The sequence below is a fragment of the Priestia flexa NBRC 15715 genome, from assembly GCF_001591565.1.
GTDB lineage: Bacteria > Bacillota > Bacilli > Bacillales > Bacillaceae_H > Priestia > Priestia flexa.
The window spans coordinates 15,311-30,555 of sequence record NZ_BCVD01000017.1 but is presented as its reverse complement, the minus strand read 5'-3'; the positions used below and the strand labels follow the sequence as shown (position 1 = coordinate 30,555).

The 15,245-nt window shown below is 39.5% G+C and carries 11 protein-coding genes, 1 tRNA gene and 1 other annotated feature; all 12 genes read right to left on the bottom strand.

All coding sequences use genetic code 11. From position 1 onward, the window contains the following. Nucleotides 1–155: 155 nt before the first annotated feature. Nucleotides 156–1,823: an ATP-dependent protease LonB gene (gene lonB, locus BFL01S_RS04810; protein WP_025908561.1), complete on the bottom strand. Its 1,668-nt coding sequence runs from the start codon at nt 1,821–1,823 to the stop codon at nt 156–158. Nucleotides 1,824–1,966: 143 nt separating this feature from the next. After that, a complete protein-coding gene (gene clpX, locus BFL01S_RS04805) occupies nt 1,967–3,232 on the bottom strand; it encodes an ATP-dependent protease ATP-binding subunit ClpX (RefSeq protein ID WP_025908562.1) in 1,266 nt (421 codons plus the stop codon). Nucleotides 3,233–3,606: 374 nt separating this feature from the next. Continuing rightward, complete coding sequence (gene tig, locus BFL01S_RS04800) at nt 3,607–4,893, bottom strand: trigger factor (protein ID WP_061785019.1); 1,287 nt, start codon at nt 4,891–4,893, stop codon at nt 3,607–3,609. Nucleotides 4,894–5,101: 208 nt separating this feature from the next. After that, entirely contained in the window at nt 5,102–6,106 is a 1,005-nt protein-coding gene (locus tag BFL01S_RS04795) for a tetratricopeptide repeat protein (protein ID WP_061785018.1), read from the bottom strand. Between the two features lie 101 nt (nt 6,107–6,207). Continuing rightward, complete coding sequence (leuD, locus tag BFL01S_RS04790) at nt 6,208–6,801, bottom strand: 3-isopropylmalate dehydratase small subunit (RefSeq protein WP_025908565.1); 594 nt, start codon at nt 6,799–6,801, stop codon at nt 6,208–6,210. A gap of 11 nt (nt 6,802–6,812) precedes the next feature. Further along, entirely contained in the window at nt 6,813–8,228 is a 1,416-nt protein-coding gene (leuC, locus tag BFL01S_RS04785) for a 3-isopropylmalate dehydratase large subunit (RefSeq protein WP_061785017.1), read from the bottom strand. A 59-nt stretch (nt 8,229–8,287) separates the two neighbouring features. Next, nucleotides 8,288–9,397 (bottom strand): 3-isopropylmalate dehydrogenase, encoded by a 1,110-nt coding sequence (leuB, locus tag BFL01S_RS04780; protein WP_025908567.1) that lies wholly within the window; start codon nt 9,395–9,397, stop codon nt 8,288–8,290. Between the two features lie 27 nt (nt 9,398–9,424). Further along, the gene (locus BFL01S_RS04775) at nt 9,425–10,957 is read right to left on the bottom strand and encodes a 2-isopropylmalate synthase (RefSeq protein WP_025908568.1); all 1,533 of its coding nucleotides are present in this window, start codon (nt 10,955–10,957) and stop codon (nt 9,425–9,427) included. After that, nucleotides 10,944–11,969 (bottom strand): ketol-acid reductoisomerase, encoded by a 1,026-nt coding sequence (gene ilvC, locus BFL01S_RS04770; RefSeq protein ID WP_025908569.1) that lies wholly within the window; start codon nt 11,967–11,969, stop codon nt 10,944–10,946. The genes BFL01S_RS04775 and ilvC overlap by 14 nt, the downstream gene beginning before the upstream one ends. Before the next feature lie 59 nt (nt 11,970–12,028). Beyond that, entirely contained in the window at nt 12,029–12,541 is a 513-nt protein-coding gene (ilvN, locus tag BFL01S_RS04765) for an acetolactate synthase small subunit (RefSeq protein WP_025908570.1), read from the bottom strand. Next, nucleotides 12,538–14,244 (bottom strand): acetolactate synthase large subunit, encoded by a 1,707-nt coding sequence (gene ilvB / locus BFL01S_RS04760; protein WP_152545167.1) that lies wholly within the window; start codon nt 14,242–14,244, stop codon nt 12,538–12,540. The genes ilvN and ilvB overlap by 4 nt, the downstream gene beginning before the upstream one ends. 93 nt (nt 14,245–14,337) lie before the next feature. Then, nucleotides 14,338–14,587 (bottom strand) — a binding site (T-box leader). 320 nt (nt 14,588–14,907) lie between these two features. Continuing rightward, nucleotides 14,908–14,981 (bottom strand) — tRNA-Arg (locus tag BFL01S_RS04755). Between the last annotated feature and the right edge of the window lie 264 nt (nt 14,982–15,245).

Below are 15,245 nucleotides of genomic sequence, written 5' to 3'. Positions count from 1 at the left end.
AATTGTACCATGTGAAGTCTTTGCAATGCAAAGCGAAGTAAATATCTTTTTCACATAGAAAAAGCCTTTTTCGTAAAGCGTGTATAAAGATTTTATACGCGAAAAAGGCAGATGATATTCATATGAAAAAATTTTCCAACTAAATGTCGCTAATATTACATGAATTCGCGCTTTGGCACCCCGGCTTCTTTTGATAGGTGAGCAACGTGATCTTGTATTGGTAAGAGTGCATATTTTAAAACATCTGCTAGTTGAGTCACTGGTAAAATGTCAATTCCTCGAATCTGTTCCACCATTCCATTCATATTATCCTTCGGAACGATTACATGAGTTACCCCTGCCTGCTTTGCCGCTTTAATTTTAGGAATGACGCCCCCGATTGGCTTAACATTTCCATGCAGTCCAATCTCTCCAGTCATTGCAACTGTATGTTTGATCGGCACTTCATAGATAGCAGAATAAATGCCTGTTGCCATCGCAATTCCTGCGGAAGGTCCATCAATTGGCACTCCTCCTGGAAAGTTCACATGAATATCATATTCATCGGCAGGCACAGCCATGGAGCGCAGCACAGTAATGACATTTTCAATTGAACTTCTGGCCATACTTTTTCTTCGTACGGATTTTCCTTGCCCATTGATGTTTTCTTCTTCTACTATCCCCGTAATGGTAATATTTCCTTTTTCTTTTGCTTTCATTGCTTTTACTTCAATTTCTAATAACGCACCTGAATTAGGTCCATATACAGCTAATCCATTAATTAATCCTACTTGTTCTTGTTCTGGAATCTTCGGCTCGTGACGTGGAGTTAGCTGACTTGAATGAATAATCCATTCAATATCTTCATTCTTTATGTCTTTACGATCTTCTGAAATTGCCAATCCAGCTGCAATTTGCATCATATTAACTGTTTCTCGCCCATTGCGAGCATATGTAGACAACATAGACAGCCCTTTATCTGTTACTTCCATTTGTACTTTTTGAGCGGCTTTTTTCGCAACGCTAATGATTTCATCTTGATCAAGCTCGCGAAAAAACACTTCAACACAGCGTGAGCGAATGGCTGGCGGAATTTCACTCGGTGTTCTCGTTGTTGCCCCAATTAAACGAAAATCAGCAGGGAGTCCATTTTGAAAAATATCGTGAATATGAGTCGGAATTTGTGCATTTTCTTCGCTATAATACGCACTTTCCATAAATACTTTTCTGTCTTCTAATACCTTTAGTAATTTGTTCATTTGAATAGGGTGTAGTTCACCAATTTCATCAATGAATAAAATTCCTCCGTGAGCATCCGTTACAGCACCTTGCTTTGGCTGAGGAATTCCAGCTTGTCCCATAGCCCCCGCTCCTTGATAGATAGGGTCATGTACAGATCCGATAAGAGGATCAGCAATCCCTCGTTCATCAAAACGAGCTGTCGTCGCATCAAGTTCTACAAATACTGATCCTTTTTTGAAAGGAGACTTTTGATTTTTTTTTGCTTCTTCTAGTACAAGACGAGCTGCTGCCGTTTTCCCTACGCCTGGAGGTCCATATACGATAACGTGCTGTGGGTTTGGGCCACATAGCGCGGCTTTTAAAGCACGAATGCCGTCTTCTTGTCCCACAATATCATGAAAACTTGACGGTCTAACTCTTTCTGCTAATGGTTCAGTTAGTGAAATGGCACGCATCTTTCGCAATTGATCCATTTCTTTTTTTGATTCCCGATCAATTGATACTTTTTGTGTGCGCTGATTGCGCAATAAATTCCAAAAGTACAAGCCAATAATGATACCAAAGAATAGCTGAACCATTAAGGCAATATTCGTCCAATTCATAAGTAACCTCCTGCAACAATTGTTAAGATAATTATTTGTTATTATCTCCTTGCAACAGGTGGAATAAACAAATTTAGCATAAAATTCTTCATAAAATAAAAAAAGACAGAACGTTAAAAACTAACGCTCTGTCTTCTTATTTATTAAGCAGATGTTTTACTTCCTTGTTCAACCGTTGAACCATCTTCTAAAATAAACTTAGGTGCTACTTGATCACGAACCGTTTCTCCAGTGATAATACATTTAACAATGTCTTCACGAGACGGTAAATCATACATCACTTCTAGCATAATACCTTCAATGATTGAACGTAGACCACGTGCACCTGTTTTACGTTCAATTGCTTTACGAGCAATTTCAACAAGTGCTTCATCTTCAAACTCTAGCTCAACATTATCTAGCTCAAGAAGCTTTTGATATTGTTTTACTAGCGCATTTTTTGGCTTTGTTAAAATCTCAACAAGCGCTCCTTCATCTAACGGTACAAGACTAGCCGTAACAGGTAGACGACCGATAAACTCAGGAATTAAGCCAAACTTTAATAAGTCTTCTGGCAGAACTTTTGATAATAACTCTTTATCGTTAAGATCTGCTTGTTTTGTTTCTGAACCGAACCCAATTACTTTCTTACCTAAACGACGCTTGATAATTGGTTCAATACCATCAAATGCTCCACCACAAATGAATAAGATATTTGTTGTGTCAATTTGAATGAATTCTTGATGCGGATGCTTACGTCCACCTTGTGGAGGAACGCTTGCTACAGTGCCTTCAAGAATTTTAAGCAATGCTTGCTGAACACCTTCACCAGATACGTCACGCGTAATTGATGGGTTTTCAGACTTTCTTGCTACCTTATCAATTTCATCGATATAGATAATGCCTTTTTCTGCTTTTTCTACATCATAATCAGCGGCTTGAATTAACTTCAATAAGATGTTCTCAACATCCTCACCAACGTAACCAGCTTCTGTTAGCGACGTTGCATCAGCAATAGCAAACGGCACATTTAAAATACGAGCTAACGTTTGAGCAAGTAATGTTTTACCACTACCTGTTGGACCAATTAAAGAAATGTTACTTTTAGCTAATTCAACGTCATCAATCTTACTGTTTGAGTTAATGCGTTTATAATGATTATAAACAGCTACAGCCAAAGATTTTTTCGCTTCATCTTGGCCAATTACATACTCATCTAGAATTTCACAGATTTCTTTTGGCTTTGGCACATCTTTAAATTCTACTTCTTCTTCTGTTCCAAGCTCTTCTTCAACAATCTCAGTGCAAAGCTCGATACATTCATCACATATGTAAACACCTGGACCAGCAACTAATTTACGAACTTGTTCTTGTGTTTTACCACAAAACGAACATTTTAGTTGCCCTTTTTCATCGTTAAATTTAAACATAATTTTCACCCCTTATAGTAATGACTAAAGTGCTGGAAGCTCACTTAATCCGAGTTATTTGCCAACTGCTCTTCCTCTTCTTAGTAAAAGCATGACCTTTTATCATACCGAGTTTCCCATGTATGAAAAGATTTGTATTGCATTTTATCATACATTTTTCGGAATAGATACTAAAACGTTTTATGTATAAACACTTGATGAGCGAAAAGCATCGATTGGCTATTATGTATTGTCAGCTTATTAAGCCAATTTCATAACTACGGATTTTTGACAATTGAACAAAACAGCGTGCTGGCGTGTCGTTATGGTATGAAAAAACTTTTGAAGGTTATAAAACAAGGCACGATCAAGTCGCGCCTTGTTCTTTACTATTATTATGCTACAGCTTTGCTGTTTTCTACAAGAAATTCTATAGCTTTGCGAATCTTCATGTCAGATTTAACTGTTTCAAGACTGCCAAGCACTTTCTTAATTTCTTCGACAGGCATGTTGTACATTCCTGCCATGCTCTCTAATTCTTTTTCTACTTCTTCGTCAGTTACTTCAAGATTTTCAGCTTGAGAAATAGCTTCTAACGTTAAGTTAATCTTCACGCGTTTTTCAGCGTCTGGACGCATTTGGTCACGTAAAGCTTTTTCATCTTGACCAGAGAACTGGAAGTATAGCTCAAGGTTTAAACCTTGCATTTGTAAACGTTGCTCGAATTCTTGCATCATACGATCCATTTCAGTTGCATACATTGCTTCTGGAATTTCTACTTCTGCATTTTCAGCAGCTTTTTCTACTAATGCATCACGTAGAGCTGATTCAGCTTCGTTTGTTTTTGCAGTTTGTAAGTTTTCTTTTGTTTTCGCTTTTAATGCTTCTAAAGTTTCTACTTCTTCGTCTACATCTTTAGCAAATTCATCGTCTAATGCTGGTAATTCTTTTGCTTTGATTTCGTGTACTTTCACTTTGAAAGTTGCTTTTTTACCAGCAAGCTCTTCAGCATGGTACTCTTCTGGGAACGTTACTTCAACGTCTTTTTCAGCGCCAACTTCTAAACCTACTAATTGCTCTTCAAAGCCTGGGATAAATGTGTTAGAACCAATTTCTAATGAATAGTTCTCACCTTTTCCGCCTTCGAATGCTTCTCCATCAACGAATCCTTCAAAGTCGATTACAGCAGTATCGCCTTCAGCAATAGCGCCTTCTTCTTTTACTACTAGCTCAGCTTGACGCTCTTGAAGAGATTTTAATTCAGCTTCAACGTCTTCGTCAGTTACTGTTGTGTCTAATTTTTCAACTTCTAAGTTTTTGTATTCGCCTAATTTCACTTCAGGCTTAACTGTTACTTTAGCAGTGAAAACTAAGTCTTGTCCTTTTTCGATTGTTTCAACATCGATTTCCGGACGATCTACTGGCTCGATACCAGCTTCAGCAACAGCATTGCTGTAAGCTTCTGGTAATAAGATATCTAGTGCATCTTGGTATAAAGATTCTACACCAAAGCGTTTTTCAAATAGTGGACGTGGCATTTTCCCTTTACGGAAACCTGGTACGTTTACTTGTTTAACAACTTTTGTGAATGCTTTATCTAAGGCTTTATCGAATTCAGCAGCTTCAACTTCTACTGTTAAAACGCCTTGATTACCTTCTTGTTTTTCCCATTTTGCAGACATGTATATTTCCCTCCAAAATCATTTTAAGTAGTGATTTTCACTCTGATAATGAGATCAATGTTTCCTTCATTATCTATCGAACTCCCTATTACTTTAAAGTAAGTAGGAACGTGATGTAAAGATGAAATTCTACTATACTTGTTTAAGTGCATTTTACAACCATTATATTATAACATACAACAATGACGTTTCAACAAAACACCTCATTTTATATCAAAGAAATTTCTTCAATTTCCTTTAGGTGTTTAATAGCTTGTTTCAAATCCTCAGCAGAGAAGTTATGCATCAGTGCGATTTGCTCAGCGTCAACCTCTTCACCATATAATTCAGTTGCGAGTGCGTATAACGCCTCCACCCAGATACCTACATGTTCATTAACCGGACTGAATGGAAATAAAACATATAAATAACGATTCCAAATCTCTAAGCTTGCTTGGAGCATAGTGGGATTTTCGTGTTCCAACTTTTCCCTCAGGGATTTCTCAACATGAATGGCTAACGGAGATGGTATTATTTGCTGTAAAGTGAGCGGATTAATTTTTTTTTCACGCTGAAATTTGTTGATATGAAAGTCATGGTTAACCTGTTCCTTCATTAATATTTTAAGAGCCTCGGTTTTCACAATGGGATGAACGGATTCATTTGTGAATAGCTCTTGTAAGAAGAAGCTATACTGATTCATTCGATGAAGAAGGAGCGTGTGTAAATGATCAATCTGATTTGAAACGACCGTCTCATTTAAGAAATCTTTTAAACGCGTAAGCTGCTCCTGCTCTGTTTGTCCTTCTATGTCCTTTTCTTGATTCATTCTCGATAAGCAAAACGCTAAGAGCTGATTAATTTGCTCTTGATCCTCAGCGGGTACATCATGTTCTTCTATAACAGCCTGCAAGGTTTCATAGCCTTCTTTATACTCACCAAGCTGGATAAGAATCATTAAAAGCATTTGTAGATTATCATAGTAATGTCCTATGTCTTCATGCAACATCTTTTTACAAAGCGTTTTAGCTGTTTCAACCTCTCCTAGTTCTAAATAACATACAGCTAGCCCGAACAATACGTCTCGGTGCTCTTGGCCTATTTCGTATGCTTGCTTAAATAAATGCAGAGCCTCATTAAAGCGTTTATTCTGTAGATATTCTTTCGCTTTTTCTACTAAACGCTCTTGCAAATGAGGAAACGCAATTACATTATCTCGCTTTTTCTCAGTCATATTCTCTCCTCACTTCACATTTCTTTGCTATACAGTTTAGCAAGTTGTCTAATAGAACGCAAAAAAGAGCCGAGCAAAGAGGTAACTTTGCCCAGCTTTTTTCAATAACGAACGGTATTGTTTTCATACTGATCAATGTCAGAAGCAAACGATAACGTATAACCAATTTCATCAAACCCATTTACAAGCATATATTTCCAATGGCTATTAATGTCAAACGTTCGTTTGAATCCAGCTTCGTCTGAAATTGTTTGCTGATGTAAATCGATCGTGCAGTTATAATCAGCTGCTTTTGATTCCTTCAATAGATACTCAACATCTTCAACTGGTAATGCAATTGGTAGAATTCCATTTTTTAGACAATTTTGTTTAAAGATATCTGCAAAAGATGGCGCCACAATGGCTCTAAAGCCGTAATCTAACAATGCCCACGGTGCATGCTCACGTGAAGAACCACATCCGAAGTTTTCATTTGCAACTAAGATTGTTGCTCCTTCATTTTCAGGCGCATTTAGCTCAAAGCTAGGATTTGGCGTTACTCCATCTTCATTGTATCGCCAATCAAAAAATAAATATTTTCCAAAACCAGTACGCTCAATGCGCTTTAAAAATTGCTTTGGAATAATTTGATCTGTATCGACATTAGAGCGGTCCATCCCGGCTACTTTCCCTGTTTCAACTGTAAATGCATTCATGTTACCTCTCCTTATCTCACAGCTTCTTCTTGTAATTTACGAACGTCTACAAAGTGACCATATACCGCTGCTGCCGCCGCCATCACTGGACTAACAAGGTGAGTTCGCGCCCCTTTACCTTGACGTCCTTCAAAGTTACGGTTTGACGTGGAAGCACAATGTTCCCCTTGAGGAACTAAATCCGAGTTCATCCCTAAACACATGCTACATCCTGAATCACGCCATTCAAATCCAGCTTCAACAAACGTTTTTGCAATCCCCTCTTCTTCAGCAATACGTTTAATTTTCTGAGAACCTGGTACAACCATTGCTCGCACATTCGGTGATACTTTCTTTCCTTTTATAAAAGAAGCTGCATCACGTAGATCCGATAAGCGAGCGTTCGTACAGGAACCAATAAATACGTGTTGAATTGGAATATCTTCAATTGCCATACCCGGAGTTAACCCCATGTAGTCTAGCGCTCTTTCCAATGATTTGCGTTCTGAATCCGTGTTACATGATTCAAATGTAGGAACTGTTTTACTAATGTACGAACTCATCGCAGGATTTGTTCCCCATGTCACAACAGGCTCGATTTCATTTGCATCAATTTCTAGCGTTTGATCATATTCTGCGCCTTCATCCGAAGCTAACGCTTTCCACTTTTCAACTGCTTCAGTGAACTTTTCACCTTTTGGTGCATATTCTCTTCCTTTAATATAAGAAAAAGTTACTTCATCAGGGCTGATTAAGCCTGCTTTTGCTCCTGCTTCGATGGACATGTTACAAATGGTCATCCGCTCTTCCATTGAAAGCTGCTTAATGCAATCTCCCGTAAATTCGATGATAGAACCTGTTCCAAAGTTCACACCAAACTTCTGAATAATCGCTAGTACGATATCTTTTGCGAATACACCAGGCTTCTTTTGGCCATCCACTTTTACTTGAATCGTTCTTGGCTTGGCTTGCCAAAGCGTTTGAGTAGCTAATACGTGCTCAACTTCACTCGTACCAATACCAAATGCTAATGCACCAAACGCTCCGTGGGTAGATGTATGACTATCCCCACATACAATTGTCTTACCAGGCTGCGTTAAACCTAATTCCGGTCCAATAATATGAACGATTCCTTGTTCTTCATTCGTTAAGTCTAACAGCCTCACGTCGAACTCAGCGCAGTTTGCAGATAACGTATCAACTTGTTTTTTTGCAATTGGATCTTTGATGTTGAAGCGGTCAACGGTCGGAATGTTGTGATCCATCGTTGCAAACGTCAAATTGGGTTGCCTTACTTTTCGCCCAGCAACACGTAAGCCTTCAAATGCTTGAGGTGACGTTACTTCGTGAATAAGATGAAGATCAATGTATAATAAATCCGGCTTCCCCTCTTCTTGGCGTACTACATGTTGTTCCCATAGTTTCTCAATAATGTTCTTTGCTTTCATCTTGCTCCTCCTTTCCAGTTATGAAAAACGTTTCTCACATAAAGGTGAGAAACGCATGATTAACTATAAGCTGTCATAATGTTAACAATTGCAGAATCGTCAGCAATCGTATCAACAATTGCTTCTACCATTTTTTCAGTTGACAAATAATGTGAGCCGTTCGCTAAATCTGCTGTACGATGACCAGCATTTAATACGTGTTCTACCGCTTGTTCCACTGCTTTCGCTTCTTCTTCAAGACCAAATGAATGTCTTAACATCATCGCTGCTGATAAAATAGCTGCGATTGGATTAGCTTTATTTTGGCCTGCAATATCTGGTGCAGAGCCATGAACAGGTTCATAAAGAGAAGGTCCGTTTAACGTCAAACTAGCAGATGGTAACATCCCTAAAGATCCAGCTAGCATCGAAGCTTCATCACTTAAAATATCTCCGAACATGTTCTCAGTAACGACTACGTCAAAGTGCTTTGGATTACGAATAAGCTGCATCGCTGCTGAATCCACTAGCATATGTTCAAGCTCAATTTCGGGATAATCTTTTGATACTTCTTCAGCAATCTCACGCCATAAACGACTTGACTCCAATACGTTCGCTTTGTCAACAGACGTAACCTTTTGACGACGAACTTTTGCTGTTTCAAATGCTTGGCGAATGATACGCTCAATTTCTTCACGCTTGTAATAAAGCGTATCTACAACGACTTCTTCACTCCCATTTGTGCGGCGCTCACTTGGTTTTCCAAAATATAAGCCGCCTGTTAGCTCACGTACGATAATAAAATCAACGTCTTGAATATATTCTTTTTTCAAAGGAGAAGAATCTGCTAAACTATCATAATAAGTAACTGGACGCAAGTTAGCATAAAGGTCCAGTTCTTTACGAATTGCTAATAAGCCTCGCTCTGGACGGAGCTGTGTAGGAACGGCATCCCACTTAGGACCACCTACAGCCCCAAGCAATACTGCATCCGCTTCTTTACAAACCGCTACTGTACTTTCTGGAAGTGGTACTCCTTCTGTATCAATAGCAGCTCCTCCGATTAACCCATAGCTAAATTCAAACTGATGGTTAAAGCGTTGACCGATGGCGTTTAAGACGTCGATTGCACCTTTTGTAACTTCTTTCCCAACTCCGTCTCCAGGTAACACCGCTACCTTTTTTGTCATGATAGTCTCTCCCTTCTTGTCTACGTATTACACTTCTTGCTCAACGCGGTGCTGCTTAACTGCGAATAAGCGATTAATTGCGTTGATATAAGCCTTTGCCGATGACTCTAGTACATCAAATGCTACGCCTCTTCCACTTACTTCCACACCGTCACTTTCTACTTTAACAAATACCTCTGCCAGCGCATCCGGTCCACCGTTAATGGACTGTAGGCGATAATCTAATAGCTTTACATCTTGTTCTAAACAACGTGCCAGCGTATTGTAAATTGCTTCAACGCTCCCTGATCCCGTCGCCGCTTCTTGAACAACGTCTCCATTCTTACGCTGAAGCGTGATTGTAGCAGTTGGAATATTATTAATACCATACTGTACTTGAAGTCCTTCTAGCTTGTATTCAACATCGTGATTAACCTGCTTGTGCACTACTAGCGCAAACAAATCATCATCTGTGATGTCTTTCTTTTTATCTGCTAAGTCCTTAAATTTTTCAAATAGAACGTTCGCTTGCTCATCTTCTAGAACAAACCCTAGCTCTACTAAGCGTGTACGGAATGCATGTCTTCCAGAATGCTTCCCAAGCACAATCGGGTTTTGTTTCACCCCAACAAGTTCTGGGGAAATAATTTCGTATGTTAATGGGTTTTTTAAGACACCATCTTGGTGAATACCAGATTCGTGAGCAAAAGCATTTTTACCTACAATTGCTTTATTTGGTGCAATCGTCATGCCCGTTAGCTTGCTAATTAAATCGCTTGTTCGCTTAATTTCTGGTAAAACCAGGCCTGACTCCGCTTGATAGAAATCTTTGCGAATATTTAAGGCAAGTGCAACTTCTTCTAAAGCCGCATTTCCAGCACGCTCACCAATCCCGTTGATTGTCCCTTCAATTTGTGTTGCTCCTGCTTCAATTGCAGCAAGTGAATTCGCTACCGCTAAGCCTAAATCATCATGACAATGAGCAGACAATGACACTTTATCAATGTTTGAAACATTTTCTTTTAAATATTGAAACACAGATCCGTAGTGAGCCGGCGTTGTATAACCAACCGTATCCGGAATATTAACAACCTTAGCCCCTGCATCAATGACGGCTTCTACAATTTGTGCTAGAAACGGTAATTCGCTTCGGCATGCATCTTCGGCAGACCATTGAACAATCGGAAACTTTTTCGCTGCGTATTTCACCATTTCAACCGCTGTTTCTAGCACTTGCTCTGGTGTCTTTTTCAACTTATGCTCCAAATGAATTGGAGAAGTAGCAATAAATACGTGCAGCCTTGGTTCAGCACTGTCTTTTAAGGCTTCCCAAGCGATGTCAATGTCCTGTGTAACAGACCTTGCAAGGCCTGTTACAGAAGAATCTTTGACAGTCGACGCAATTTCCTTCACCGATTGAAAATCGCCTTTTGAAGAAGCTGGGAAACCTGCTTCGATTACATCAATTCCTAAACGCTCTAACTGTTTTGCAATCTCAAGCTTTTCTTGTAGGTTTAGATTAACTCCAGGTGATTGTTCCCCGTCTCGTAGCGTCGTGTCAAATAGGTTAATTTTTTGCACTAGCGACCACCGCTTCTTTCTTTTGTTTTTTTACAAATGGCATCATTTCACGTAGCTGCGCACCAACTTTTTCAATTAAATGCTCATTTTCGCTGTTATTGATTGCTGTAAACTCTGGACGATTTGCTTGGTTTTCTAGGATCCAACCTTTAGCAAATTTACCTGTTTGGATGTCTTCAAGCACTTTTTTCATTTGTTCTTTTGAACGCTCATCTACAACGCGTGGCCCTGATACGAAGTCACCCCATTGAGCAGTATCAGAAATTGAATATCTCATTCCTGCTAATCCACCTTCATACATAAGGTCAACGATTAATTTTAATTCATGTAAACACTCGAAGTATGCAACTTCTGGCTGATAGCCTGCTTCTACAAGCGTTTCAAAACCTGCTTTTACTAATGATGTTAAGCCACCGCAAAGAACTGCTTGCTCACCGAATAAATCAGTCTCTGTTTCTTCTTTAAATGTTGTTTCTAATACACCAGCACGAGCTGATCCGATTGCTTTTGCGTATGCTAACGCAATTTCTTTTGCTTCACCAGTTACGTCTTGGAATACAGCAAATAGAGCTGGTACACCCGCACCTTCTTCATATGTTCTTCTCACAAGATGTCCTGGACCCTTCGGAGCTACTAAGAATACATCTACAAATTCAGGAGCAACGATTTGGTTGAAGTGAATGTTGAAGCCATGTGCAAAAACTAATGATTTTCCTGGCTTTAATCCTGGTAAAATTTCTTCATTATATACTTTTGGTTGATGCTCATCTGGTAATAAGACCATCACAACTTCAGATTGTTGTACAGCTTCTTTCACTGAAAGAACTGTGAATCCATCCTGCTCAGCTTGCTCCCATGATTTACCTTTTCTTAAACCAACAACTACGTTTACTCCACTATCGCGTAAGTTTTGTGCATGAGCGTGACCTTGTGAACCGTATCCTACGATTGCTACTGTTTTACCTTGTAAGAATTGATCCTTTGCGTCACCGTTATAATATACTTTTGTCATAATAAATCTCTCCTCTTTGTTTTTAATTTTTATAGGTTAATTTTTGGTTTATATCTTAGTTAAATAATTGATGACCACTTTGCCGCTACTTTTTGCGTTCCGCGCGGTACAGCTACGGTACCCGTTCGCGTTACTTCTTTCAGTCCGTATGGCTGAAGTAGATCAATCATCGCTTCGATTTTACTTGATTCACCTGTTACCTGGATGATTAAACTATCTCGGCTAACATCAAGAATGGTTGCTCGAAATGGCTCAATAACTGCATACAGCTCATTTCGGCTCGCTGGTGTTGAAGCTACTTTCATTAAAGCAAGCTCTCGTGAAACAACGGCCTGTTCAGTAATGTCCTGAACTTTTAAGACATCAATTTGCTTGTTTAATTGCTTAATTACTTGTTCAGCAGCGCCATCGTCTTCCACGTTTACTACAAACGTCATGCGCGATACGTCTTCTGATTCGGTATGACCTACTGAAATACTTTCAATATTGAAATTTCTTTTGGTGAACAACCCTGTTACTCTATTTAATACGCCTGCTCTATTTAACACTGTTGCTGTTATAATCCGCTTCACGGTTTCACCCCCACCATTTCATGAAGTCCTTTTCCAGGAGCAACCATCGGATACACATTTTCTTTTGGTGCTACGAAGAAGTTCATTAACACTGGACCATCCGTCTCCATCGCTTCTTTTAATACAGCGTGTGCCTCTTCTTCAGTCGTTGCTTGAAGCCCTTTAATACCATAAGCTTCCGCTAGTTTCATAAAGTCTGGCTGATTCGGAATCAGTGAATGAGAATAGCGCTCTTCATAGAAGATTTCTTGCCACTGACGAACCATTCCAAGAGAATGATTGTTTAATATAACCACTTTCACAGGTAGATTAAGCTCATGAATGACACCTAATTCTTGAAGCGTCATCTGGAAGCCACCATCTCCAACAACTGCTACAACTGTTTTATCTTTATTTGCCAGCTGTGCACCAATGGCAGAAGGTAAACCAAACCCCATTGTTCCCAAACCGCCCGAAGTTACCCATCGGTCTGGATTGTTGAACGTATAGTATTGAGCAACCCACATTTGATGCTGACCTACGTCTGTTGTCACTACGGCATCTCCATCCGTATATTGATGCAGTAGCTCAATCACTTTTTGAGGCTTTAACACTTCTGAAGAGTTCTCATACCATAAAGGATATTCTTGTTTCCACCCAGCTAATTTCTCATGCCATTTCGTATAATCTCCTGTTTCGCCATCTTGTAAAAGAAGCTGTGACAGCACTTCTTTTGCGTCTCCCACGATTGGGATTTTCGTTGGTACATTTTTACCGATTTCAGCGGGATCGATATCAATGTGTGCAATTTTAGCATTTGGTGCAAAGTGCTTTAAATTGCCTGTTACACGATCATCAAAGCGAGCTCCGATACTGATGAGAAGATCACTCTCATAAATCGCCATGTTTGCTGTGTACGTGCCGTGCATGCCGGCCATTCCTAAATGAAGCGGATGATCCGCCGGAAAACAGCCTAAACCTAGCAACGTGTTCACAACAGGAATGTTTTGCTGTTCTGCATAATTTTTTAATTCTTCTGAACCTTTACTTAACAATACACCCGCGCCTGCTAAAATAACTGGCTTTTTAGCAGCTGTTACCGCTTCGGCTAATTTCTTAACCTGCAGCTGGTTTGGCGTGTATGTAGGCTGATAGCCAGGTAAGTTAACCTCACCTTCATAGCTGAATTCGCCATCTCCTTGCGCCATGTCTTTTGGGATATCAATTAATACTGGACCAGGTCTTCCCGTTGTTGCAATGTGAAATGCTTCTTTAATGATTCTTGGCAAATCACTGACTTTACGTACTTGATAGCTGTGCTTGGTAATCGGCATTGTAATTCCCAATACGTCGGCTTCTTGGAACGCATCTGAACCAATTACACTTGACGCTACTTGCCCCGTAAATACAACTAAAGGAAGTGAGTCAATCATTGCATCTGCCAAACCAGTTACAATGTTTGTAGCACCAGGTCCACTTGTAGCAATGACAACACCAGGCTTACCAGAAATTCTCGCATACCCTTCGGCTGCGTGAATCCCACCCTGCTCATGACGAGCAAGTACATGAAACATTCCTGAGCCGTAAAGCTTATCATAAATTGGTAAGACAGCTCCTCCTGGGTAACCGAAAATGACGTCAACATTTTCTCTTCTTAGAGATTCAATCAACATGTCAGATCCATTCATTTGTTTCCCAATGCTTGCTGGCTCTTTTGTTTGCATATTGGCTCCCACTTTTTCTCATCCTTTCGTTTTCTTAATAAAAAGAAAAAAAGACTCTCCACCCCTGACAAAGACCCACTTTATTAAGATAGGTCAAGGGGCGAAAAGTCTTTTGTACTTTACGCGGTACCACCCTCATTTGTAGTCACGAAGACTACCTCATGAATGTATAAACATTCGTTTTGATAACGAGTGTGTTGGAATAACACTCGGCCACCCTTACTCAATTCAGGATGACACTCTGAGGTGAGTTCACTTTGATCTGGTAACGTCGGCTTCCAGCAACCCGACTCTCTGTTGATACCAAACTATCAAAATTACTTATCCTCTTCAACGTTTTAATTCATTATTTCATCTCTCTGTTATTCTCAGGTTTCCACTTTCAAATAACAGAGAAAACTAACGTTTTCAACTAATTAAAATTTTTAGAAAACTTATATTTGAGGACTATCTTACGCCCATTTTTATACATAGTCAACCGTTTTTTGAATATTTTTTAGATAATTTAGACTAAACAGAATCTTTGGATGCGCTTTCATCATTGAGGCTCTAAGGATGAGATGATTTTAAAAAAGTTTTTCTATCGAGTTCATTTGTACTTCTTAGGAGAACAAAACAAAAAGCCTACTTTTTTATCTTAAGATAAAAAGTAGGCTTTTTGGACGTCCCAGGAGAGATTCGAACTCCCGACCGACGGCTTAGAAGGCCGTTGCTCTATCCTGCTGAGCTACTGGGACTTGCTGCGTTTTTCATTCCTTTAGTATAACGGTCACTTTTCGAACTTTGACCGATTGACTTACATCCTATTATAATTGAGCACGCATATTAATTCAATATTATCAGTTTAGTACTAAAACAGGATTTTAGCCGTTCGCTTCTCTCAATTCCGCCACGATTAGTATAAAAAGCTATGAATGCGGTGAAAGCATGGGGGTTAAAGGGGGCTGTTTAGCTAGGTAGTTACACAGTAATCGCCCACTCCTCATCCAACCACCACATTC

Coding starts and splice junctions, on each gene's coding strand:
- lonB (WP_025908561.1), bottom strand. CDS start 1,823: ATGAATTGGACGAATATTGCCTTAATGGTTCAGCTATTCTTTGGTATC.
- clpX (WP_025908562.1), bottom strand. CDS start 3,232: ATGTTTAAATTTAACGATGAAAAAGGGCAACTAAAATGTTCGTTTTGT.
- tig (WP_061785019.1), bottom strand. CDS start 4,893: ATGTCTGCAAAATGGGAAAAACAAGAAGGTAATCAAGGCGTTTTAACA.
- BFL01S_RS04795 (WP_061785018.1), bottom strand. CDS start 6,106: ATGACTGAGAAAAAGCGAGATAATGTAATTGCGTTTCCTCATTTGCAA.
- leuD (WP_025908565.1), bottom strand. CDS start 6,801: ATGAATGCATTTACAGTTGAAACAGGGAAAGTAGCCGGGATGGACCGC.
- leuC (WP_061785017.1), bottom strand. CDS start 8,228: ATGAAAGCAAAGAACATTATTGAGAAACTATGGGAACAACATGTAGTA.
- leuB (WP_025908567.1), bottom strand. CDS start 9,397: ATGACAAAAAAGGTAGCGGTGTTACCTGGAGACGGAGTTGGGAAAGAA.
- ilvC (WP_025908569.1), bottom strand. CDS start 11,969: ATGACAAAAGTATATTATAACGGTGACGCAAAGGATCAATTCTTACAA.
- ilvB (WP_152545167.1), bottom strand. CDS start 14,244: ATGCAAACAAAAGAGCCAGCAAGCATTGGGAAACAAATGAATGGATCT.